This is a genomic window from Stenotrophomonas sp. SAU14A_NAIMI4_5, from assembly GCF_003086795.1.
Taxonomy (GTDB): Bacteria; Pseudomonadota; Gammaproteobacteria; order Xanthomonadales; family Xanthomonadaceae; genus Stenotrophomonas.
The window spans coordinates 494,907-517,620 of record NZ_CP026003.1 but is presented as its reverse complement, the minus strand read 5'-3'; the positions used below and the strand labels follow the sequence as shown (position 1 = coordinate 517,620).

Here is a 22,714-nt window from a genome sequence, read left to right as displayed (position 1 = left end):
ACCAACGGTCGGCACCTACCAACGGCGAGCCCTTGCCGGGCCGACGCCGACCCGCCTCTCCGGTGGGTGCCGACCCACCGCTCTGGTGGGTGCCGACCGTTGGTCGGCACACCCCTTCAGGGTGCATCGCAGCCGACAGAGTGTGCCGACCAACGGTCGGCACCTACCAACGGCGGCCTTTGCCGGGCCGACGCCAAGCCACATCTTCGGTGGGTGCCGACCCACCGCTCTGGTGGGTGCCGACCGTTGGTCGGCACACCCCTTCAGGGTGCATCGCAGCTGACAGACTGTGCCGACCAACGGTCGGCACCTACCAACAGCAGGCCATTGCCGGGCCGACGCCAAGCCACCTCTCCGGTGGGTGTTGACCCACCGCTCTGGTGGGTGCCGACCGTTGGTCGGCACACCCCTTCAGGGTGCATCGCGGCTGACAGACTGTGCCGACCAACGGTCGGCACCTACCAACTGCGGGCCTTTGCCGGGCCGACGCCGACCCGCCTCTCCGGTGGGTGTTGACCCACCGCTCTGGTGGGTGCCGACCGTTGGTCGGCACACCCCTTCAGGGTCCATCGCAGCCGACAGAGTGTGCCGACCAACGGTCGGCACCTACCAACAGCAGGCCATTGCCGGGCCGACGCCAAGCCACCTCTCCGGTGGGTGCCGACCCACCGCTCTGGTGGGTGCCGACCGTTGGTCGGCACGCCCCTTCAGGGTCCATCGCAGCCGACAGAGTGTGCCGACCAACGGTCGGCAGCTACCAAAGCGGGTCAGGCAAACGGCAGCTCCGCCGCCACACACGCCGCACTAATCGCGGCACACGCTTCTTCAATTGCCGGGGTCGTCGGTGCCAACCGCGGGCGGCGGTCCAGCGTGCAGGCCAGGCCCACATCCAGCAGCGTGGCGTGTGCACCATGCAGCGCGCGCGCAGTGGCCTCCGGCAGGAACCCCGCAACCGCCAGCGCGTCGATCAACGACGGCGTGTCGCGCGGTTCCAGCAGCGCCGGCACCTGCGCGCTGCGTGCCAGCACGCCGGTCTGCAGCAGGAACTCCAGATCGACCACGCCGCCGGCGCCCTGCTTCAGGTCCAGCCGCGCAGCATCGCTGCGGTCCAGTTCAGTGCGCATGCGCCCACGCATCTTCAGCACGTCGGCATACAGCGTGGCGTGGTCGCGTTCGCGGCCCAGGGTCTGCGCGCGCACCTGTTCGAAATCGGCCAGCAGGCTGGCATCGCCGGCCACGCCGCGTGCACGCACCAGGGCCTGGTGTTCCCAGGTCCAGGCGCGTTCGCGCTGGTACTCGGTGTAGCTGGCCAGCGAGGACACCAGCGTGCCCTTGCCGCCATCCGGGCGCAGGCGCACGTCGATGTCGTACAGGCGTCCGGCGGCGGTGACTGCGCCCAGCAGGGCCATCACCTTCTGCGCCAGGCGCGCGTACCAGCGGCCCGGTTCCAGCGGGCGGGCGCCATCGCTGGCTTCCACGCCAGCGGGATGGTCGTGCAGGAACACCAGATCCAGATCCGAACCGAAGCCCAGCTCCAGCCCGCCCAGGCTGCCGTAACCGATGATGGCGAAGCGTCCGCCGGGCACGTTGCCGTGCGCGGCATGCATGTCCGCCTCGGCCAGCTTCAGCACGGTGATGACCACCGCCTGCGCCAGCTCGGCCAGCTGGCGGGTGCTGTCCACCGCACCCTGGCGGCCATCCAGCGTGGCCATCGCCATGCGGAAGCTCAGGGCAAGCCGCGTTTCATTGAGCCAGCGCAGCTGCGATTCGGGATCCTCCACCGGCAGCACCTGCTGGCATTCGGCCAGCATGCCGTCGAATGCGGGCATCGGCCCGGACACGCGCACGTCCAGCAGTTCGTCCAGCAGCAGCGGGTACGCGGCCAGGCGCTCGGCCAGCAGCGCGCTGCGCGCCAGCACGTCCACCAGCCGCGCCAAGGCGCTGGGTTGCTCGTCCAGCAGCGCGAGGTAACTCGTTCGACGCAGCACCGCCTGCAGCAGGCCGAGCACGCGCTTGAGCGCGGCATCCGGCTGCGGCGAGCGCGTGGCGGCGTGCAGCAGCGCCGGCAGCACGCGGTCCAGGCGCGCGCGTGCTGCATCGGACAGCGACTTCACGCCGGTGCTCTGGGCGAAATCACGCAGCGACTGGTCGGCGCCGCTGGCATCGAGGAAACCGGCTTCGGCCAGCAGTTCGGCATTGCTGCCTTCGGGCAGGCTGCGCCAGTAGCTGGCCAGCGCGTCGGGCGCGGCCTGGCCCTTGCGCGGGGCCAGCAGCGCGGCGAATTCGGTGCTGACGCGCTGCTGCTGCTCGCTCAGTGCCGCGCGCAGTGCATCCCAGTCGGTGTAGCCCAGGCCGAGCGCGATGCGCTGGCGATCCAGCGGGTCGCTGGGCAGCACGTGGGTCTGTGCATCGCGCAGCATCTGCAGGCGGTTTTCCAGGCGGCGCAGGAACAGGTAGGCCTCGCGCAGCGCGGCACCATCGTCGGGCGCGATCTGGCCGGCGTTGACCAGCGCCTGCAGGGCGACCAGCAGGCGCCGCTCGCGCAGCACCGGTTCACGCCCGGCGCGGATCAGCTGCAGGGCCTGGCACAGGAATTCAATCTCGCGGATGCCACCGGCGCCGCGCTTGATGTCTTCGTGCAGTTCGCGGCGCGCGACTTCGGCGGTGATCGCTGCCTTCATCTCGCGCAGGCCATCGAGCGCGGTGAAATCCAGATAGCGGCGGTAGACGAACGGGCGCAGCGTCTGCAGCCACGCTTCACCGGCGGCGATGTCGCCCGCCACCGCGCGCGCCTTCAGCCAGGCATAGCGTTCCCAGTCGCGACCCTCGCGCTGGAAGTACTGGTCCATCGCCGCGAACGACAGCGCGACGCGGCCGGCGCTGCCGAACGGGCGCAGGCGCAGGTCGACGCGGTGGCTGAAGCCATCGACGGTGGTGTCGTCCAGCAGCTTGGCCAGGCGCTGGCCGAGGCGGGCGAAGTACTCCTCGGCGGCCAGCGGACGCGGGCCGTCGGATTCGCCGCCCTGCGCGTAGGCGTAGACCAGGTCGATATCGGAACTGAAGTTGAGCTCGCCACCGCCCAGCTTGCCCAGGCCGAACACCACCAGCTGCATCGGCTGGCCGTCGTCATCGCGGATGACGCCGTGGCGCTGGGCAAATTCCTGCTGCAGGGCGTCCAGCGCCAGGCGCAGGCAGTCCTCGGCGAGGGTGGTGGCGCCGGCCAGGGTCTGCGGCACGTCGTCCAGGCCGGCCAGATCGCGCCAGACCAGGCGGGTGGACATGGCCGCACGCCAGCGCCGCAGCTGCGCCTGCCAGTCGCTGGGCTGCTGCGGGTCGAGCACCGGCGCCGGCAGCGGCGGGCAGCCGGGCTGGGCCAGGTGGGCCAGCAGCGCCGGCTGGCGCACGAGGGTGTCCAGGGCGAAGTCGCTGGCCACCGCCAGTCGCGCCAGCGGCGCCTGCAGCGCGGCGGGGATGGGCTCGGGCAGGACATGGGCCAGGCGCGCCAGCGCGCGGTCGACCAGGGGCTGCAGGGTGGCGGGCAGTTCGGCGGGGGCGAGGGTCATGGGTCGATTGTATCGACCCGGCCGGGGCGCGACGGACCCGGTAGTGCCGGCCGCGGGCCGGCAGGGGTGCGCGTAGAGTCGAGCTTGCTCGACTGGCCGTTGCAGAGCAGTCGAGCAAGCTCGACTCTACCGGCAATGGCATCCCGCCTATTCAGCTTGGGCGTCAGGCAATAAAAAAGCCCGCTTGCAGCGAACTGCCAGCGGGCTCTGCTCCCTCCCCCACGTCGGGATGCAGGGCCATCCTGCGGAATGCGGAAGGACATTGCACGCTGCACTGCAAAACAGAACTGGTGGGTATGGTAGCCCGCCGTCCGGAAAAGCCATTCCACGAAGGTAGAACGCCCCGTACGGCGGGGGATGGCCGATAATCGGGCTTCCCCCCTGAAACACGTGTCGTCATGTCTGTTGATCGCATCGCCAACGCGCGTCTCCGTGACCGCGTGGTCTCCGCCGAGGCCGCAGCCGCGCTGATCCAGCCCGGTGAAACCGTCGCCATGAGCGGCTTCACCGGCTCCGGCTACCCCAAGGCCGTCCCCGTCGAACTTGCCCGCCGCATCGAGACGGTGCACGCCCAGGGCCTGCCCTTCCAGATCAAGCTGATGACCGGCGCCTCGACCGCACCGGAACTGGACGGCGCGCTGGCCAAGGCCGATGGCATCGCCATGCGCATGCCGTTCCAGAGCGACCCGGATGCGCGCAACCGCATCAACGAGGGCAAGCTGGATTACATCGACATCCACCTCAGCCACGTCGCCCAGCACGTCTGGTTCGGCTTCTACGGCGAGATCGACACCGCGGTGATCGAAGTGTCGGCCATCCGCGAGGACGGCTCGCTGGTGCCCTCCACCTCGGTGGGCAACAACAAGACCTGGCTGGACCTGGCCAAGAAGGTCATCGTCGAGGTCAACGAGTGGCAGCCGGCCGGCGTCGACGGCATGCATGACATCTACTACGGCACCGCGCTGCCGCCGCACCGCAAGCCGATTCCGCTGGTGAACGCCAACGACCGCATCGGCGATACCGCGCTGCGCTGCGACCCGGACAAGATCGTGGCCGTGGTGCGCACCAACGGCCCGGACCGCAACAGCCCGTTCAGCCCGATCGATGCGACCAGCGAGCAGATCGCTTCGCACCTGATCGAGTTCCTGCAGCACGAAGTGAAGAAGGGCCGCCTGCCGCCGAACCTGCTGCCGCTGCAGTCGGGCGTGGGCAACATCCCCAACGCGGTGCTGGCCGGCCTGGCCAGGAGTGGTTTCCGCGATCTGGCCGCGTTCACCGAGGTGATCCAGGACGGCATGCTCGACCTGCTGCGCGACGGCGTGCTGAGCTATGCCTCGTGCACCGGCTTCGCGCTGAGCCCGCAGGCCAACGAGACGTTCAAGGAGCACATCGATTTCTATCGCGAGCGCATCATCATGCGCACACAGGAAATCTCCAACCACCCGGAACTGGTGCGCCGCCTGGGCTGCATCGGCATGAACGGCATGATCGAAGTGGACATCTACGGCAACGTCAATTCGACGCACGTGATGGGCACGCGGATCATGAACGGCATCGGCGGTTCGGGTGACTTCGCGCGCAACGGTTTCCTGTCGGCGTTCCTGAGTCCGTCCACGGCGAAAAACGGCACGATCTCGGCGATCACCCCGATGGTGAGCCATGTCGACCACACCGAGCACGACGTGTCGGTGATCGTGACCGAACAGGGCCTGGCCGACCTGCGTGGCCTGACCCCGCGCAAGCGCGCGCAGGTGCTGATCGACAACTGCGCGCACCCGGATTTTCGTCCGCAGCTGCAGGACTACTTCGACCGTGCCAGCCGCGAAAGCTACGGCAAGCACACCCCGCACCTGCTGCCGGAAGCGCTGTCGTGGCACCAGCGTTGGCTGGATACCGGCACGATGAAGGGCTGAGCGCCATCGGTTCGCCGGGCATGGCCCGGCGCTACCCCCGCATCACACCTTGGTAGCGCCGGGCCATGCCCGGCGGATATCCCGCATCACGCGATACGCAGCGCCGCCAGCGATTCCGCCTGCAGCCGCTCGTAGATCTCGAACTCGTCGTTCACCGCCACGCCCATCGCCTGCTCGAACGCTTCGCGGTTGGCGTGCGCGGCATACGCCCGCTGCTCTTCACCGCCCAGATTCGACTGGAAGATACCCGCGGCGCTGACCGGCAGGAAATCCTCGTAGACGATCGGGTCGGCCGTGGCCAGGCCGGCAGCCACCAGCACTTCGGCCGGCAGATCGGCCACGCGCTCCGGCGCGGCGCGACCGGCGTCGGTCAGCTGGTAACGGTAGTAGCCCAGCCCTTCCTGGCGCAGGGTGTCGTGGTCATCGGGGAAACTGGCGAAGACCGCCTGCAGGCGCTGGCCATAGTCACCACCGGTACTGCCGGCGCCACCGGCATCGCGCGCCTGCGCCAGCAGCTGGTCGTACAGCGCACGCCCCTTCGGGGTCAACGCCAGGCCACGCTGCTCGATCTCGCCGAAGCGCGCGGTATGCGTGCCGGCATCGCCTCCCTCGCCACCGGGGAAATGCACGGCTTCTTCCAGCGCCTTGAAGCTGGTCTGCCGCAGCAGGATCGGGCAGGCGCGGCGCGGCGGGCCTTCGATCACCGCCTTGGCGGCCATGCCGTGCTCGATCATCGCGGCCTGCGCGGCATCGATATCCAGCGTGCGCGGGGTGAGGTGGTTGATGTGCGGGCCGCGGAAGCTGACCACGTCGGCCACCAGCCGGTGCGCATCGTGCAGCGCGTGGTAGGTGGGCAGGTCGACGGTGGCATCGCCGTGCCAGCGGAAGGTTTCCAGTGCTTCGGCAACGAAGCGCTCGGCGTCGGCCTGCGACAGGCCACCGTCACGCTCGGCCTGGTCGATCAGCGCCAGCGCGCCCTCGGTGAAGATGCGGCGGCGTTCAAGGATGCGTGCGGACTCGGCGCGCAGCGCTTCGTCTTCGATCAGCTCCAGGCGCAGCAGCGAGGTGAACACGCGGAACGGGTTCTGCGCCAGGGCCGCGCCGGTGAGCGGGCGGAACGCGGTGGAATGCACCGGCACGCCGGCCACCGACAGATCGTAGTAGGCCACCGGGAACATGCCCATCACCGCGAACAGGCGGCGCAGCGTGGCCAGTTCCTGCGGGGTGCCGACGCGGATGGCGCCGTGGCGCTCTTCGTCCAGGCGTGCGCGCTCGTCGTTGCGCTGCAGCTGCGCGGCCAGCGCCGGGTCCTGCGCAAGCACCTCCGCGTTGATCCGCTCCACCAGTTCCACCAGCGTGCCGTACAGCGGCACTTCGGTGCGGTACATGCGGGACATGGCCTGGGCGAACAGGCGGCGGATCACATCAGGCGAAACGAAAGAGGCGCTCATCAGTCACTCGAATGCGGGAACGGGAACGGCGAGAGCCGTATTGTCGCCGGTGTGCGCGATGGGGGCGATATGCAGAGCAACATGACCCGGGACCGGTAGTGCCGGCCGCTGGCCGGCTCCCCCTGCAATTGCCGGCCAGCGGCCGGCACTACCGCTTCAGCTGGCGCTTCAGGGTGGCGTCGAGGGTGATCGGCCGGTCCCAGTGCTCGTAGCTGGCCACGATGGCGTGGCGCACGGCGCGGACATGCAGGTTGTCCGGCTTCACCGGCATGCGCGCGACCACTGCCTCCCAGCCCCCTTCAGGGTTCTGGCTGAAGGCGCGCACGCTGTCGCGGCAGGTCTGGCCGCTGGCCTTGGCCCAGAAGCAGGCGAAGTAGATATCGCCGGCCTGCCAGCCGTGATTGGTGAACAGTGCGCTGACATAGCCGCGCGGCACGTTGGCGTAGCGCGATACCTCGTCGAGGAAGGCATCGGGGTAGCGCTCGGCGTAGTGGTTGATGTCCTGCAGCTGGGCATCCAGCCAGCGGTCACCGGTTTCCACCGTGTAGGCCGCCGAACGTTCGGCGGTCTGCTGGGCCAGCACGGTGGCCGGCGCCAGCAGCAGGAGCGACAGCAGCAGGAGCGAGGAGCGGTTCATGCCCCGATTCTGCCGCAGCCGCCGGGTCCTGTCAGGCCGCGGCAGCGGCCTTGGCCTCGATCGCGGCCAAGGCGGCCGGCCAATCCCAGGCGGTATCGGCGGTGACCATGCGCGGCTCGTCGTCGGCCACGCCATGCTGGGTTTCGTGCGCCCAGGTGACCGCGTACGGGGTGTGGATGCCCCAGCCGCCGAGGGTGACCACCGGCTCGATATCCGAGCGCAGCGAGTTGCCGACCATCACGAACTGCTGCATCGGCAGATCGAATTCGGACAGCACGCGCGCGTAGGTTTCCGGGTCCTTCTCCGAGACGATCTCGATGCGCGGGAACAGCTCGTGCAGCTTGGCCACCTTGATCTTGGCTTCCTGGTGGAACAGGTCGCCCTTGGTGATCAGCACCACCGGGTACTGCTCGGCGATGACTGCTACCGATTCGCGCACGCCGTCGATCAGGTCGACCGGGTGGCGCAGGGTTTCATGGCCGATATCCAGCATGCGCTGGATGTCCTTGGCGTCGATGCGCTGGCCGGTGATGTCGATGGCCGCTTCGATCATCGACAGGACCATGCCCTTCACCCCGTAGCCGAACACGGCCAGGTTGCGCTGCTGCACTTCCAGCAGGTGGCGGGCGGTCTGGGTGTCGTGCACGTCGACGTAGCGCGACAGCAGGTCCAGGTATTCCTGCTCGGCCTTGCGGTAATAGTCCTCGCTCTTCCACAGCGTGTCGTCACCGTCAAAACCGACCAGGCCGATGGCGCGCGCGCGCGCAGGCGTGGAGGCGTTCATGTGACAAGGATACAGGGGTGGCGAGGGCAACAAAAACCCGGGCGGCCTTCGCCGCCCGGGCCCCATGCACCGGTTGCCCCGAACACAACCGGATTCATTCAGCCGGTTTCATTCAAAGCGAGCGACGATCAGTTGCCGCCGCCGGCACCTGCACCCGCCCCGGCCTGCTGGGCGGCCACGAAGGCCTTGTACTCATCGGCGCTGAGTTCGCCGTCCTTGTTGGTGTCGGCCTGGTCGAACACCTGGGCCAGGCCCGCGTTCACCTGTGCCTCGGACTTGCTGATGGTGCCGTTGCCATCGGTATCGATGCTGGCCCAGGTCTGGCCGCCGCCACTGGCCTGTGCCTGCGCCGATGCAGCCGCACTGGAGGCCTGGTCAGCCGCCTGACCCGCCTGGGCTGCCGACTGCTGGGCCTGCGCCGCCTGATTCTGTGCCTGGGCTGCCTGCTGCTGGGCGCTCTGCGCCATGGCCGGGACGGCCAGCACACTACCGGCGGCAACGATCAGGGCGAGCAGGGGCTTGCGGTTGCGAATAGTCATCAGGTGGATCTCCTTTGGGTGGTGGAGCGCGGGGTGTTGTCTCCGCACGGCACCTACCCTGCCACCGCGTTTCTGAATCGATTTTGGGCCGCGACCGGCGTGCATACACCCCATTAACCACTCGCCCCGGCGCATGGTTTAGCGCGGTGGTTAGGGCAAAGTGAGCGGTCCATAAGGTGCACATTCAGCGCGGCCGGATTTAACCGGCACGCAACGAAAAACCTGCGTCAATCGACGTTCTGCGCGGATGACCGCGAACTGAACAAGACCCATCCGAGCGCAACACCGGAGAGCGCGCCGGCGATTTCCAGCACCACGCGGCTGCCCAGTTCGTTGGGGTCGTGGATGGTGGAGAGGAAGATGCGCGCATACAGCGGCGATTCCAGCCGGACGATGCCCATGTAGAACAGCTTCCACATGTCGATGCCGGCGGAGATGGCGACGGAGAACACGCAGGCCCAGCCGATGGCATGGCCCATGGACCAGCGCAACGCGCGGCACAGGTGATGCCAGAGGAAGTACACCAGCAGCCCGACCAGCAGGGCGATGGCACCGGCTTCGAGGGAGCCGAGCAGGCCGAAGTGCAGCGGAAGGTTCATGCAGGTGGGCAGTTGGGAGGCGGTAGTGAGTGTAAGGGTATCGGCAGGGCTTGCAGCCCTGCACCTGCCGGTAGTGCCGGCCGCTGGCCGGCAACCCCAAGATCAACAGCGGGCTATCCGCGGGATGGCGGGGCACTGTGGGTTTGCGGGGACGCCGTAAATACGTCCATGGGGCTTGGTCGCCGCATCCATGCGGCTCACACCCCGCAAACCCACAGTGCCCCGCCTTCGACAGGTTCACGCGGCTGTTGGGAACTGCTGGTGGTGGGTGCCGACCGTTGGTCGGCACATCTGTCAGATATCGAATTAATCATCCACACATGGCGTGGATCTACTGCGCATGCGCGGCTGTTGGTCGACACATCTGTCAGATATCGAAACAAGTCTGGGGTCAGAGCCCGTTGCGCAGCAACCGGACCCACCCCGCCATCCCACGGATAGCCAGCTTTTGACGTTGAGGTTGCCGGCCAGCGGCCGGCACTACCGCAGGTGCAGGGCTGCAAGCCCTGCAAAAGAAAAACCATCACCGCACTGGAAAATCGTAGGCCGTGCCGGCATCCGGCTCCGGCTGCAGTGTGTAGTGCCACCACTCCTGCGGGTAGTTGGCAAACCCGCGCCGTGCCATCGCCTGCAGCAACCGCTGCCGGTTCCCACGCTGCGCCGCCGTCAGCCCCGCCGCATCGGTATGCGCACGCACGCCGAAGAAATCGAAATCCGTGCCCATGTCCATCACCACGCACGTCCCCGTCCGGCAATCCAGCAGCCCCAGGTCCACCGTCGCGCCCCGGCTGTGGCCCGAGCGCTCGGCGATGTAGCCATCGGCCAGCAGCCGCGGCTTGTCCAGGTCCGGGTACTGCAGCGCCTTGCGCGACTGCTCGTGCGGATCCTGCACCCAGGCCATGAACGCCTGCACCGAACGCACTGGGCGGTAGCAGTCGTAGATGCGCAGCGCATAACCCTCGGCACGCAGGTCGCCTTCCACCGCAGCCAAGGCCTTCGCCACCGGGGCCAGCAGATAGCACGACGAAGACGCGTAGCCCGGCACGCGGGCACCGGTGAAGTTGTTGGCGCCGGCGTAGCGGATGTCCAGCTCGATGCGCGGGGCCAGCGTGCGGATCTCCAGCAGACCGGCGCTGGCCGCATCGGTGGCCGGCGAGATGCGCGGTGGCTCAGCGGCGTGCGTGCTGCCCGCCAGGGCAATCGCCAATACGAGTGAAATGCAGGTCCTGGAAGTCATAACTGAAGTCGATGTCCGGATCGAGGGCGCGCAGCTGCAGCGTGGGTGGTGCACCGTCGTCGGCCTGCAGCCATGCCTGCGCGGATGCCTCCAGCGTATCCCAGTGCAGCAGCCAGCGACCCTGCAGCTGCATCACCTGCGCCTGCAGCTTGGGCGATTTGTCCACGCTGAATCGCAGGCCGTCCTTGCCCGGGCACAGCGAGGCCGGGCCCAGCCACGGATCGCGGTAGCGGCCCTGCCACTGCGGCAGCGCATCGCGAGCTACCGGCCGCGCGCCGGCGGTGGACGGACGGCCGCCTCCGCTGGCGGCACGCTCGGCCTGGTCGGCACGGAGCTCTGCCAGATACTCCATCGCCGGCGGCGCTGCGCCCACGGCGGTGAAGCGCTTCAGCGCCGACTGCATCAGCACCGTGCGCGCGTCCTCGCCCTCGCCGTTCATCAGCATCACCACGCCCACCTTGCGGTCCGGCAGCAGGGCCAGCGAGGAATACATGCCGGACAAGGTGCCGGTATGCGCCACCTTCCACTGCCCGTCCATGTCCGAAACGCGCCAGCCGTAGCCGTAGCCCATGAAATGCGCGTTGTCCCAGCGGCGCAGGCGTTCGCCCAGCGGCATCGGCATGTGCAGGGTCCACAGCGTGCGCCGCTGCTCGCTGCCCAGCCAGCCGGGTACCAGCGCCGGGTCCAGCAGCACCTGCATCCAGCGCGTCATGTCGCGCAGCGAACAGCGGATGCCACCCGCGGCCATCGAGGTCAGGTCGGGGCTGGTCGCGCCATCGGTGTTGACCACCACGTTGCGGCCCTTGCGCCAGGCGTGTGGCTGGGCGACGTTGCCCACGCGCTTCACCGACCACGCGCCCACCTGGCAGCGGTCCATGCCCAGCGGTGCGAACACCTGCTCGCGCATCAGCTGGTCGTAAGGCTTGCCACCGGCAGCGGCGGCCACTTCACCGGCCACCACGTACATCAGGTTGTCGTAGGCGTAACCACTGCGGAAGCTGGTGACCGGCTTGAGGTGGGCCAGTCCTGCGATGATGTCGGCGCGCGTATAGGCGTTGGGCTCCGGCCACAGCATCAGGTCGCCGGCGCCCAGGCCGAGGCCGCTGTTGTGGATGAGCAGGTCGCGCACCTGCATGTGCTCGCCCACCCACGGGTCATGCATGGTGAAGCCGGGCAGGTGCCTGCGCACCGGGTCATCCCAGCGCAGCCTGCCCTGCTCCACCAGGCGCGCCAGCAGCGCGGCGGTCATCGCCTTGCTGTTGGAGGCGATCTTGAACAGCGTGTCCTCGTCGATGCGGCCGCCATCCCCGCGCGCACCTTCGGCGTGCTGGTAGACCACCCGTCCCTGCTCGACCACGGCCATGGCCAGCCCGGGCAGATGCGCGTGCTCGACCACGGCGGCGACATCGGCATCGATGGCGGCGGTGTCCGTCGATTCCGCCGCCACTGCGGGGAACACCATTACCGCGGCCACGCATACGTAGCCTCGGCAACGACGCGCGGCCGCGTGCCCGTAGAGTCGAGCTTGCTCGACTGACCGACGTCCGACACCCCGCGAAAGACAGTCGAGCAAGCTCGACTCTACGGGGCGGCGGGCGACCCGCGAAAGGCAGTCGAGCAAGCTCGACTCTACCAAGGCGCGGGCACCTCGCGAAGAGCAATCGAGCAGTCCCGATGCCACCCGCGCGGCATGCTTCAGAAGTTCCACGTCACCACCAGCTGCGTGTAGCGCGGTGCCTGCCAGCGCGTGCCGGTGGCGAAGGTCGCTTCACGGTACTGGCCCGGCTGTGCTTCGTAGCGCTGGTGCACGTTGATGGTCTTCTGGTTGTTGGTGAGGTTGTACACCGACAGCCGGGCGCTCAGGTCGATGCCCTCCACCGGCAGGCGCCAGGTCACGTTGGCGCCCATCGTCCAGGTCCACGGCAGGCGACCGAACGCACCGCGCGGGCTGTACTCGAACTGGCGCTGGTCATACGGCCCGGAACAGTTGGCCACGCACAGCCAGCCGGTGCCACCGCCACTGCCTTCGCTGGAGGTGCTGCCACCGGCGATGGTGTCGTTCGGCCACATCACGCCATAGGCGGTGATCGGGCCGCCGGACTGCACCTGCAGCGTGGTGCCGAACGACCACTGCTGGTTCAGCGCATAGGCTGCGCGCAGCTTGATCTGGTGGCGGAAGTCGTTGAACAGCACGCCATAGCGTTCGTTGGTGGCCGGATGATCCCAGTACTGCACCATGCCGGTGTCGCCGTAGTTGGTATCGGAGTTGACCGGGCCTTCGAAGTTGCCATCGCTGCGCGACCACAGGTAGGACGCGTTGAACAGCCACTTCTCATCCCAGGCGCGGTCGACCTGGAATTCCAGGCCCTTGTAGGTGCGCTTGGGCTTGGAATAGCCGATGACCTCGCCACTACCGCCCTTGCGGTAGCCGCTGTTGGCGGTGTCGATGGTGATCCAGCCTTCGGTGGCGCAGCCGATGCTCTGGTCACCCCACAGGGTCAGGCTCTCGCCGGGGTTGCCGATCGGCCACAGCGTGCTCGGCGTCGGGCCGCACGGGGTGTAGTTGATGCGGATGTCATCCAGCGCGCGGGTCATGCGCCGGTACGTTGCGTTGACGCCCCACGACCAGGCGGCGTTGATCATGTTCTGGAAGCCGAGGATGTATTCGTCCTGGTAGACCGCCTTCAGGTCGCGGTCCACGCTCTGTCGCAGATCGGCGCCGCCGGTGTTCATGCGGGTGTCGGTCGGCCCGATCTGCGCGCCGATGATCGGCGCCATGTACGCCGAGCCGGTCGGCGAGGTCTTCTGCTCCCAGCCTTCCAGCACGTAGTAGCTGTATTCGTCGGTGAGGCCACCGGCGAAGTTGACGTTGATGTTGTTGGTGACCGGCAGATAGTAGCGGCCGGCGTTGCCGAACAACTTGGTGCTGCCATCGCCGCGCATGTCCCACGAGAAACCGACGCGCGGGGCGAACAGATCGTCCATCTTGATGAACGCCTTGCCCTCGGCCGTGCGGTTTTCGAAGCGGTCCCAGCGGATGCCGAGGTTGAGCATCAGGTTCGGGGTGATGTTCCAGATGTCTTCCAGGTAGAAGGCATTGGCCTCGGTCTCGAACGTGCCGCCGGACTGGCGGTTGCGTGCGCGCAGCATCTCGGTGACGCCGGCCGGCACATAGGCGTTGGCGCCGTCCCACACTTCATCGCCGGGCCGCGCCAGGTAGGCGGTGTAGCTCAGCGCCGTTGGCCCCGGGTAACGGGTCGACTGATCGGTGGTCATCAGCTCGCGGTCGAGGCCGAAGCGCAGCAGGTGGTCGCCCAGCTGCCATTCGAAGTCCAGGCGGGCGACATCGCGGGTGTCATCGCGCTCGGCCACGGCGGTGCCGGTGGGATGGCAGCCGGCACGCAGGCCCTGCAGCTTGCCCAGGCGCGGGCCATAGGTGCTGTCGGTGAACACCGGGCTGCAGTCCTGGTCCAGCGAGGAATTGGTGAAGGCGCGCTGGTTGTTCTGGCCGACCATGGCGCGGGCGGTGAAGTTCTGCCCGAAGTGGCCGGTGTAGGTGGCCGACCAGTTGCGGCCGCCGGTCTCGGTGATGGAATCACCACCCCAGTCGCCGATGCGGTCGTCATCCCAGTCGTAGCCGTACGACGCGTTGGTGACATCGCCCTCGTCGGAGAACGCCAGCAGCGCCAGGCTGTGGTTGTCGTTGATGTTCCAGTCCAGCTTGGTGCCCCAGAAACCGTTGCCAGAGTTGTTCTTGAACCAGGTGCTGCCATCGGACGAGGTGTTGTGGCCGCGGTCGTCGCGATCCTCGTACATGGCGAACAGGAACAGCTTGTCCTTGATGATCGGGCCCGAACCCCAGACGTTGGTCTTGAAGAACGAGTTGTTGTCACGGCTGCCGTAGGAGTGCGCGGTCCCGTCGCGGTGGAAGTGGTCGCGCCCGCTGGCACGCCACGCGCTGGGCTCGGCGGTCACTTCCACGCCGCCCTCGAACTCGTTGCTGCCCGAGCGCGTCACCGCGTTGATGACACCGCCGGTGGAGCGACCAAACTCGACCGAGTAGCCCCCGGTCTTGACCTGGAATTCGTTGAAGAAGGCGAACGGTGCGGTGCTGAAGCCTCGCCGGGTGTACATGTCGGTGACGTTGAGGCCGTTGATGAACACCGCGTTCTCGGCCACCGACGAACCGGCGAAGGACAGGCCACCGAACGAGGAGTTGCCACCGACCACGCCCGGCGCCATCAGCGCGACGGCGGACAGATCCTGCGCCACCGGCAACCGCGAGATTTCCTGGCGGTTGATGTTGAACGAGGTCTCGGTGGAGTAGACGTCCACGCGGTTGATCACCCGCGTGCCGGTCACCTGCAGGGCATCCAGGTTGGTGACGCCGCCGGCGCTGGCCAGGTTCACCGTGGTGGTGCCACCCACTGCCACGCTGACAGCCACCTGGTCGCCCAGTTTCTGCCCCTCGCGGCTGAGCTGCAGCTGGTAGTCGCCTACCGGCAGCTGGCCGAGGCGGTAGCTGCCATCGGCGCCGACGGTGACGGTCCGGGTCAGGCCGGTGCTGCTGCTCACCACGGTGACCTGGTCACCGGCGGTTGCGCGGCCGGCGACGGCGCCGCTCACGGTCTGGGCCATCACGGTGCCGGGCAACATGATGCCCAGACACGCCCCAAGGGCGACGCACAACGCCGCCCGCTTGATGCTGTAAGCCTTCATCCCCTGCTCTCTCCTGCAAGAATTGAATGGTGTGGTGGTTGAGGTGGTGCGCTAGCGTTGCCCGGCCGGCAGTACCTGCCACTGGAAGTCGTCGTCCCATTGGTCGAAGTACAGGTTGCCGCCCGCCCACTCGGCCTCGCCGCGCTGCGAGTCGACCGTTTCCGAGCGGTAATGCTGTTTGGCGGGCACGAACGGCTGGCCGAAATCATCGTTGAAGGCGATGCGGTAGCCATCGAGGCTACCGATATAGAAGTCGCGCAGCGCAGGCGCATCGCTGGCCAGCGCACCGGTGGTCACGTCCATCGGCAGCCAGCCATAGGGCGCCAGATAGACCGCACCCCAGTCGTGCAGGTTGGCGTAGCCGCTGCCGTCATCGGAGAACACCCTGCCCGACTGCCAGCGCGCGGGAATGCCGTTCATGCGCAGCAGGGCGATCAGCAGCAGCGTCTGCTGCCCGCAGTCGGCATGCCCGGCATGCAGGGCGTAATCGCTGATGTTGCTGAGGGTCGAATATTCGCGGGCGCCCGCCCACGGAATGCGATCGACCGCGGAGTACAGCCGGCGCACCACTTCATACGGGCGCGTTTCGCCCTGCAGCACCTGGTCGGAAAACAGCTTCAGTGCCGGAGTGAAACGCACGTGCGGCAGCTGCTCGGCGAGGAACGGCTGCAGCGCCGGATCGGCCGGGGTGGCTTGCACGCGTGCCGGGTCTACCGCCGTATGCCGCGCGAAGATCGTGGCCGCGTAGCGGATCTCGAACCGGGTCGGCTGCCCGGCCACCGCCTTCGCTTCCAGATAGGCGGTGCGCTGCAGAGTGCTGGCCGGGGCGACGCGCGCCTTGCCCGGCGTGCTGCCCAGCCACTGCACCTGCTCCTGCTGCCCGGGAATCTCGCGCGGGTATGGAATCCACGCGCGGATGGTTTCCCCGGCCGGCACGGCGTCGGCCTTCACTGTCAGCGACTGGGTGAACGCAATGCGCTGCGGCAGCACCGACGTCCCGCCGCTCTGGTCAGCAGCAGCGAGCACGCGTGCGTGATGCGCATTGAGCACTTCGTTCGGGCCCGGCGCCGGCAGCGGTGCATCGGCACGGCGGCGCGCACGTGCTTCATCGCTGAGCCGGAACAGGTTGGACGGTGCGCGCTTGAAGTACCAGCGCGTGCCGTCGATATCGAGGTGTTCGATCAGGCCCAGCTGATCCCAGCGCGCGAATTCGGCATCGGTCAGGTCGGGAATCCAGCGGCGCACGGCGGTTTTCGCTGCCGCCTCGTCCAGGCTGAAATCCATGCGGATGCGGCGCATGCGCTCACGCTGGTAGGCCGCGGTGGCGGGCAGGTCGCCGCGCTTCAGCAGGTCTTCGGCCTCCGCGAAGTGGCCACTGTCGACCAGATCGATCAATCGTGTCTCGCCTGCACCCTGCTCCCGCACGTCCTGCGCCGCCGCCGACGACGCCCACAGCAGCAGCGCGGCACACAGGCCGGCAGCGGCAGGCAGACGCAGTTTGCGAACGACGGGATCCACGGCGACACTTCCCCAGCGCGGGTGGTAACGGCTGTGTAACACGGGCCGGGTAGCGGGTCAATAATTTATTCTTGCTTTCGCAGCCGAAAGGAATAAGTATTCCCGGAGGCATTGAGGAGGGTGTGCAGCGCATGATCCTGGCTTCCCGCGAACCGCGCCGGCACTGGCCGCGCCGGTTGACCCTGGCCCTGTGCCTGCTGGCGGCGCCGGCCTTCGCACAGGCCGCACCACCGCCCGATCCCGGCGCACCGCTGCCCTATGTCATTGGCCTGCACGAGGCCTACCTGACCCCGCAGTATTGGGCCGCGCGGCTGGACAACGCCGATGCGCCGATCCTCGACCGCGCGCAGATCGACGCGCAGAACGCGCGCATGCGCAGCCAGGATGCACACATCCAGGACATCGCCGCCCTGCCCACGCAGCTGACCGCCGCGCAGGTGCGCAGCAGCATCACCGCGCTGTCGAGCTGGCCGACACGGGCCCTCTATGACGACCAGGGCCAGCCGATCGCAGCCGCCATGCGCGCGTCGATCGAGGCCAACCTCGGCCTGCAGGCAATCGCTGCACAGGCGGCGCCGCAGTACGGCCTGGTGGTGAAGCGCGCGGCACTGCGCACCTTCCCGACCCGCCAGCGCGTCTTCAGCAGCACCGGCGATACCGATATCGACCGCTTCCAGGAATCGGCGCTGTTCCCCGGTGACAAGGTCGCGGTGGTCCATCGCAGCGCCGACGGCCGCTGGCTGTTCGTGCACAGCGAACGCTACAGCGCGTGGATCGAAGCCGAGTCGGTGGCCACGGGTGACAAGGCCAGCGTGCTCGGCTACGGCGCGCAGGGGCCGTACCGCATTGTCACCGGCGCGGTGGCGCACACCGCGTTCACCCCGGAAGAGCCGCGGGTGTCACGCCTGCAGCTGGACATGGGCGTGCGCCTGCCGGTACTGGCCGATTGGCCCGCGGCCTCGCCGGTGAACGGCCAGCAGGCGCATGCCGCGTGGGTGGTGCAGCTGCCGGTGCGCGAGGCCGATGGCCAGTTGAAGCTGGTGCCGGCGCTGCTGCCGCGCTCGCAGGACACCGCCGGCGAATACCTGGCGCTGACCCCGCGCCTGCTGCTGCAGCAGGCCTTCAAGTTCCTCGGCGAGCGCTACGGCTGGGGCCACGACTACGACACCCGCGACTGCAGCGGTTTCGTTTCCGAGATCTACCGCAGCTTCGGCGTGCTGCTGCCGCGCAATACCAGCGCGCAGGCGGTCAGCCCGGCGCTGGACCGCCTGCCGTTCACCGAAAAGACCGGCAAGGCCGCGCGCGACCGCGCCGTGACCGACCTGCAGGTGGGCGACCTGGTCTACATCCCCGGCCACGTGATGATGGCCATCGGCCACGTCGACGGCCGCACCTGGGTCATCCACGATACGGCGGGCGGCAGCTGGTTTGGTGCCGACGGAAAGCGCGTGCAGGCCCACCTCAATGGTGTCTCGGTCACCCCGCTGGAGCCGATGATGGCCAGCGATACCGTCCGCTACATCGACCGCATCACCAACATCCAGCGCCTGCGGGCCAAGACTGCCGAATGAAGATCACCGCCATCGAACTGGGCATGCTGCGCGTGCCGCTGAAGACCCCCTTCAAGACCGCCCTGCGCACGGTGGAAACCGTGGAAGACGTGGTGGTGCTGATCCGCACCGACACTGGCAACACCGGCTACGGCGAAGCGCCGGCCACCGCGGTCATCACCGGCGATACCCACGGCTCGATCATCGAAGCGATCCGCCACTTCATCGCCCCGCGCCTGATCGGCCAGGACGTGGTCAACCTCAACCATCTGTGCACGCTGGTGCAGACCGCGATGGAGCGCAACACCAGCGCCAAGGCGGCGGTGGAAATCGCCCTGTACGACCTGTGGGCGCAGCTGCACGGCGCGCCGCTGTACCAGATGCTGGGCGGCGGCGATCCGGTCATCACCACCGACATCACCATCAGCGTGGACTACATCGACAAGATGGTGGCCGATTCGCTGTCTGCCATCGAGCGCGGTTTCGAGTCGCTGAAGATCAAGGTGGGCAAGGACATCGGCCTGGACATCGAGCGGGTCAAGGCGATCCATGCCGCCGTGCAGGGCCGCGCCCTGCTGCGCCTGGATGCCAACCAGGGCTGGACCGCCAAGCAGGCCGTGCATGCCATGCGCACGCTGGAAGACGCCGGCGTGGTGCTGGAGCTGCTCGAACAGCCGGTGAAAGCCGCCGACATCACCGGCCTGAAGTACGTCACCGACCGCGTCAACACGCCGGTGATGGCCGACGAAAGCGTGTTCAGCCCGAGCCAGGTGATGGACCTGATCCAACAGCGCGCGGCCGACATCATCAACATCAAGCTGATGAAGACCGGCGGCCTGTCCAACGCGATCCGCATTGCCGACATCGCCGGCATCTACGGCGTGCCATGCATGATCGGCTGCATGATCGAATCGAGCATCAGCGTGGCCGCCGCCGTACACCTGGCCGTGGCCAAGAGCGATGTGATCACCAAGGTCGACCTGGACGGCCCCTCGCTGGGCCAGTTCGACCCGGTCAGCGGCGGCGTGCATTTCAACGAATCGGAGATCAGCATCAGCGACGTACCGGGGCTGGGCATCACCGAAGTACGCGGCCTGGAGATGCTGGGTTGATTTGCGCAGTCGAGCATGGCTCGACTCTACAAGGGCCGCACCGCAGTAGATCCACGCCATGCGTGGATGCTGTTGCCCACGCCACAGAACGCCACCCGACCCCCGGACACCCCGCATGCCGCCCCTGCTGAAAATCCGAACCGAGCGCGGGCAGATGTCGGCCATCGAACGCCGCATCGCCGATTTCATCCTCGACAACGCCCACCTGCTGCGCGATTACTCCTCGCAGCAGCTGGCCAGCGCGCTGGGCATCAGCCAGTCCAGCGTGGTCAAGTTCAGCCAGAAACTGGGCTTCAAGGGCTACCCGGACCTGAAGTACTCCATCGGCCAGGACGTGGCCCGCGCCGGTGCCGACCCGCAGCAGGCGCCGGACGAACCGGACAGCGCCGATCACTACCTGCGCCTGGGCGATGCCCTGCGCCGCAGCAAGGCCCAGGCCGAGGAAGAAACCCGCCAGGCCAACCCGCGCGAGGAGATCGAACGCATCGTCCAGCTGCTGGACGGCGCGCCCAAGCTGTTCGTGTACGGGCTGGGCGATGACGGCCTGTTCGCCCGCGAGTTCGCCATGCGGCTGTCCCTGCTCGGCCTGCTGGTGGTGCCGCATACCGATCCGGTGCTGCTGCTGGCCAACCTGTCGGCGGCACGCCCGCGTGATGCGCTGCTGGTGTTCTCCGAATACGGCAACCTGCCGCAGCTTTCGCAGCTGTCGCGGCAGTTCCAGAACATGGGCGGCAAGGTGGTGTCGATCACCCGCCACACCGCCAACCCGCTGCGCGCGCACGCCGATGCCTCGCTGGGCGTGTGCGCCTACGACCGCACGCCGCAGGTGGCGCAGCTGCTGTACCGTAGCGCCATGCATGCCCTGCTCGACTTCCTGTTCGTGCTGCTCTGCCACGCCAATCCAGATCGCCAGCGGCAACTCGCGGTGAACCTGGAACGCATTGACCACCTGCTCGATTCCTGACCGGAGCGCCTGCTGATGAAGCCGCTGTCCCGCCTTGTCACCGCCGCGCTGCTGCTGGCCGCGTCGCTGTCCCTCCACGCCGCGCCGCTGGATGGCGCGCGGCAATTGATCGTGGTCACCAGCGAGGGCTGGGACAGCACCCAGGGCCAGCTGCAGGCCTTCGTGCGCGACGGCAAGGGCTGGCGCGCGCAGGGCACGGCGTTCCCGGTGTCGCTGGGCCGCAGCGGCAGCGCCTGGGGCCTGGGCCTGCACCCGGCACAGGGCGACGGCCCACAGAAGCAGGAAGGCGATGGCCGCAGCCCGGCCGGCGTGTTCGCGCTGGGCAGTGCGTTCGGGTATGCCGGCACGCGCCCCGGTACCGCGATGGCGTACCAGCCGATGCTCGACAGCAGCTACTGCATGGATGTGCCGGCCTCGCCGTTCTACAACCGCATCGTCGATGCGGCCAAGGTCGGCCGCGCCGCCGTGCAGGGCTCCACTGAACCGATGCGGCTGGACCTGCACGACAAGGGCGACGTGCGTTACCAGGAAGGCTTCGTGATCGCGCACAACCCGCAGAACCAGCCCGGCAAGGGCAGCTGCATCTTCGCCCACCTGTGGCGCCAGCCCGGTGAGGCCACCGCCGGCTGCACGGCCATGCCGCAGGCACGCATGCAAGCGCTGCTGGATTGGCTGCGGCCGCAGGACACGCCGCGCTTCGTGCTGCTGCCGCGCGCCGAGTACGCGCGCCTGCAGGCGCAGTGGCAGCTGCCCGCATTGACCGGAGCACGCCGTTGAGCGCCCAGGACGAACCGCAGCTGCAGCGCGCGGTCAGCCGCTGGCAGATCGTCGGCCTGTCGATCAACGATGTGGTCGGCAGCGGCATCTACCTGCTGCCCGCCGCCACCGTCGCCCTGCTCGGCCCTTTCAGCCTGTGGGGCGTGGTCGCCGCCGGCATCGTCGTGGCGCTGCTGGTGCTGTGCTACGCGCAGGCCGCCAGCTACTTCGATGAACCCGGCGGCAGCTACCTGTATGCGCGCGAGGCGTTCGGCCGCTTCGCCGGCTTCGAGATCGGCTGGATGATCTGGCTGACCCGCATCAGCTCGGCCGCCGCGCTCAGCAATGCGCTGGCCGATGCGGTCGCACGCTTCTGGCCGTGGGCCGGCGCCGGCATGGGCCGCATCGCGGTGATCGTGGTGTCGCTGGGCTTCCTCACCGGGGTCAACATCATCGGCGTGCGCTCGGCGGCGCGTACCGGCATCGTGCTGGTCATCGGCAAGATGCTGCCGCTGCTGCTGTTCGTGGCCATCGGCGCGTTCTACATCGACCCGCAGCTGGCGTTCTCCGGCCAGCGCCCGGACCCGCATGACCTGCAGCGCATGGGCGAGGCCGCGCTCCTGCTGCTGTACGCCTATGCCGGTTTCGAGAACATCCCGGCCGCGGCCGGCGAATACCGCAACCCGCGCCGCGACATCCCGTTCGCCCTGATCACCATGATCGTCACCGTCACCGTCATCTACGGTGCGGTGCAGCTGGTGGCGCAGGGCACGCTGGCCGGCCTGGCCAGTTCGGCCACGCCGCTGGCCGATGCCGCGGCCGGTTTCGGTGGCGAAGCCCTGGCGCTGATCCTCACCGTCGGCGCGACCATCTCCATCCTCGGCACCAACAGCAACACGATGATGATGGGACCGCGCTTCCTGTTCGCCCTGGCCCGCGATGGCTACGGCCCGAAGGTGCTGGCTCAGGTGCATCCGCGCTTCCGCACGCCGGCCGCGGCGATCTTCTGCCAGGGCCTGATCGCGCTGGGTCTGGCCTTGTCCGGCTCGTTCGTGCAGCTGGCCCTGCTGTCGATGACCACGCGCCTGTTCGCCTACATCGGCACGGCGGCGGCGGTGCTGGTGCTGGCCAAGCGCTATGCCGACCGTCCCGGCGCGCTGAAGCTGCCCGGTGGCCCGCTCATTCCGGTGCTGGCGCTGCTGCTGTGCGTGGCGCTGTTCGCCAGTGCCAGCTGGCAGAACATCGCCGCCGCGCTGGTCGCCTTCGCCATCGGTGCGGTGATCTACAAGCTGCCGCGCAAGGCCGACGCGACCTGATCTTCACGCAACCGGCCCGGGCGGTTAACCGCTGCACGGGCACGATCAGGCTTCGT

16 protein-coding genes are annotated in these 22,714 nt (G+C 68.1%); 6 read left to right on the top strand and 10 right to left on the bottom strand.

Annotated elements, in window-relative coordinates; translation table 11 throughout:
• Window positions 1-767 precede the first annotated feature (767 nt).
• Complete coding sequence (gene glnE / locus C1925_RS02375; RefSeq protein ID WP_108767530.1) at window positions 768-3,563, bottom strand: bifunctional [glutamate--ammonia ligase]-adenylyl-L-tyrosine phosphorylase/[glutamate--ammonia-ligase] adenylyltransferase; 2,796 nt, start codon at window positions 3,561-3,563, stop codon at window positions 768-770.
• A gap of 398 nt (window positions 3,564-3,961) precedes the next feature.
• Here glnE and C1925_RS02370 point away from each other — a divergent pair, with 398 nt between their 5' ends.
• A complete protein-coding gene (locus C1925_RS02370; protein WP_108767529.1) occupies window positions 3,962-5,476 on the top strand; it encodes an acetyl-CoA hydrolase/transferase family protein in 1,515 nt (504 codons plus the stop codon).
• 86 nt (window positions 5,477-5,562) lie between these two features.
• On the opposite strand, the gene C1925_RS02365 is transcribed toward C1925_RS02370, so the two are convergent.
• The 9 genes from C1925_RS02365 to C1925_RS02325 all read right to left on the bottom strand — a co-directional run bounded on the left by C1925_RS02365 (window position 5,563) and on the right by C1925_RS02325 (window position 16,960).
• Window positions 5,563-6,927, bottom strand: coding sequence for a VOC family protein (locus tag C1925_RS02365; protein ID WP_108767528.1), 1,365 nt, complete (start codon window positions 6,925-6,927; stop codon window positions 5,563-5,565).
• A 148-nt stretch (window positions 6,928-7,075) separates the two neighbouring features.
• Window positions 7,076-7,564: a hypothetical protein gene (locus tag C1925_RS02360; RefSeq protein ID WP_108767527.1), complete on the bottom strand. Its 489-nt coding sequence runs from the start codon at window positions 7,562-7,564 to the stop codon at window positions 7,076-7,078.
• A 31-nt stretch (window positions 7,565-7,595) separates the two neighbouring features.
• Window positions 7,596-8,348 (bottom strand): HAD family hydrolase, encoded by a 753-nt coding sequence (locus tag C1925_RS02355; RefSeq protein ID WP_108767526.1) that lies wholly within the window; start codon window positions 8,346-8,348, stop codon window positions 7,596-7,598.
• Between the two features lie 128 nt (window positions 8,349-8,476).
• Window positions 8,477-8,887: an EF-hand domain-containing protein gene (locus C1925_RS02350; RefSeq protein ID WP_108767525.1), complete on the bottom strand. Its 411-nt coding sequence runs from the start codon at window positions 8,885-8,887 to the stop codon at window positions 8,477-8,479.
• A 227-nt stretch (window positions 8,888-9,114) separates the two neighbouring features.
• The gene (locus tag C1925_RS02345; protein ID WP_108767524.1) at window positions 9,115-9,486 is read right to left on the bottom strand and encodes a hypothetical protein; all 372 of its coding nucleotides are present in this window, start codon (window positions 9,484-9,486) and stop codon (window positions 9,115-9,117) included.
• A gap of 523 nt (window positions 9,487-10,009) precedes the next feature.
• The gene (locus C1925_RS02340; protein ID WP_108767523.1) at window positions 10,010-10,723 is read right to left on the bottom strand and encodes a M15 family metallopeptidase; all 714 of its coding nucleotides are present in this window, start codon (window positions 10,721-10,723) and stop codon (window positions 10,010-10,012) included.
• Window positions 10,656-12,185 (bottom strand): serine hydrolase domain-containing protein, encoded by a 1,530-nt coding sequence (locus tag C1925_RS02335; protein ID WP_108767522.1) that lies wholly within the window; start codon window positions 12,183-12,185, stop codon window positions 10,656-10,658. The genes C1925_RS02340 and C1925_RS02335 overlap by 68 nt, the downstream gene beginning before the upstream one ends.
• 233 nt (window positions 12,186-12,418) lie before the next feature.
• The gene (locus C1925_RS02330) at window positions 12,419-15,442 is read right to left on the bottom strand and encodes a TonB-dependent receptor (RefSeq protein WP_108767521.1); all 3,024 of its coding nucleotides are present in this window, start codon (window positions 15,440-15,442) and stop codon (window positions 12,419-12,421) included.
• Window positions 15,443-15,493: 51 nt separating this feature from the next.
• Window positions 15,494-16,960 carry a transglutaminase-like domain-containing protein gene (locus tag C1925_RS02325; RefSeq protein ID WP_108767520.1) on the bottom strand — a complete coding sequence of 489 codons (1,467 nt, stop codon included), beginning with the start codon at window positions 16,958-16,960 and terminating at the stop codon, window positions 15,494-15,496.
• Window positions 16,961-17,091: 131 nt separating this feature from the next.
• Between C1925_RS02325 and C1925_RS02320 the strand changes: the two genes are divergently transcribed.
• From C1925_RS02320 to C1925_RS02300, 5 genes are all read left to right on the top strand, one after another.
• The gene (locus C1925_RS02320) at window positions 17,092-18,531 is read left to right on the top strand and encodes an SH3 domain-containing protein (RefSeq protein WP_108770592.1); all 1,440 of its coding nucleotides are present in this window, start codon (window positions 17,092-17,094) and stop codon (window positions 18,529-18,531) included.
• Window positions 18,528-19,622 carry a dipeptide epimerase gene (locus C1925_RS02315; protein ID WP_108767519.1) on the top strand — a complete coding sequence of 365 codons (1,095 nt, stop codon included), beginning with the start codon at window positions 18,528-18,530 and terminating at the stop codon, window positions 19,620-19,622. Before C1925_RS02320 ends, C1925_RS02315 begins: the two co-directional genes overlap by 4 nt.
• Window positions 19,623-19,737: 115 nt before the next feature.
• Window positions 19,738-20,586, top strand: a complete 849-nt coding sequence (locus C1925_RS02310) for a MurR/RpiR family transcriptional regulator (protein WP_108767518.1) — start codon at window positions 19,738-19,740, stop codon at window positions 20,584-20,586.
• 15 nt (window positions 20,587-20,601) lie between these two features.
• A complete protein-coding gene (locus C1925_RS02305) occupies window positions 20,602-21,363 on the top strand; it encodes a L,D-transpeptidase family protein (protein WP_108767517.1) in 762 nt (253 codons plus the stop codon).
• Window positions 21,360-22,658: an amino acid permease gene (locus C1925_RS02300; RefSeq protein WP_108767516.1), complete on the top strand. Its 1,299-nt coding sequence runs from the start codon at window positions 21,360-21,362 to the stop codon at window positions 22,656-22,658. The genes C1925_RS02305 and C1925_RS02300 overlap by 4 nt, the downstream gene beginning before the upstream one ends.
• Window positions 22,659-22,714: the final 56 nt, after the last annotated feature.

Coding starts and splice junctions, on each gene's coding strand:
- glnE (WP_108767530.1), bottom strand. CDS start 3,563: ATGACCCTCGCCCCCGCCGAACTGCCCGCCACCCTGCAGCCCCTGGTC.
- C1925_RS02370 (WP_108767529.1), top strand. CDS start 3,962: ATGTCTGTTGATCGCATCGCCAACGCGCGTCTCCGTGACCGCGTGGTC.
- C1925_RS02365 (WP_108767528.1), bottom strand. CDS start 6,927: ATGAGCGCCTCTTTCGTTTCGCCTGATGTGATCCGCCGCCTGTTCGCC.
- C1925_RS02360 (WP_108767527.1), bottom strand. CDS start 7,564: ATGAACCGCTCCTCGCTCCTGCTGCTGTCGCTCCTGCTGCTGGCGCCG.
- C1925_RS02355 (WP_108767526.1), bottom strand. CDS start 8,348: ATGAACGCCTCCACGCCTGCGCGCGCGCGCGCCATCGGCCTGGTCGGT.
- C1925_RS02350 (WP_108767525.1), bottom strand. CDS start 8,887: ATGACTATTCGCAACCGCAAGCCCCTGCTCGCCCTGATCGTTGCCGCC.
- C1925_RS02345 (WP_108767524.1), bottom strand. CDS start 9,486: ATGAACCTTCCGCTGCACTTCGGCCTGCTCGGCTCCCTCGAAGCCGGT.
- C1925_RS02340 (WP_108767523.1), bottom strand. CDS start 10,723: ATGACTTCCAGGACCTGCATTTCACTCGTATTGGCGATTGCCCTGGCG.
- C1925_RS02335 (WP_108767522.1), bottom strand. CDS start 12,185: ATGGTGTTCCCCGCAGTGGCGGCGGAATCGACGGACACCGCCGCCATC.
- C1925_RS02330 (WP_108767521.1), bottom strand. CDS start 15,442: ATGAAGGCTTACAGCATCAAGCGGGCGGCGTTGTGCGTCGCCCTTGGG.
- C1925_RS02320 (WP_108770592.1), top strand. CDS start 17,092: ATGATCCTGGCTTCCCGCGAACCGCGCCGGCACTGGCCGCGCCGGTTG.
- C1925_RS02315 (WP_108767519.1), top strand. CDS start 18,528: ATGAAGATCACCGCCATCGAACTGGGCATGCTGCGCGTGCCGCTGAAG.
- C1925_RS02310 (WP_108767518.1), top strand. CDS start 19,738: ATGCCGCCCCTGCTGAAAATCCGAACCGAGCGCGGGCAGATGTCGGCC.
- C1925_RS02305 (WP_108767517.1), top strand. CDS start 20,602: ATGAAGCCGCTGTCCCGCCTTGTCACCGCCGCGCTGCTGCTGGCCGCG.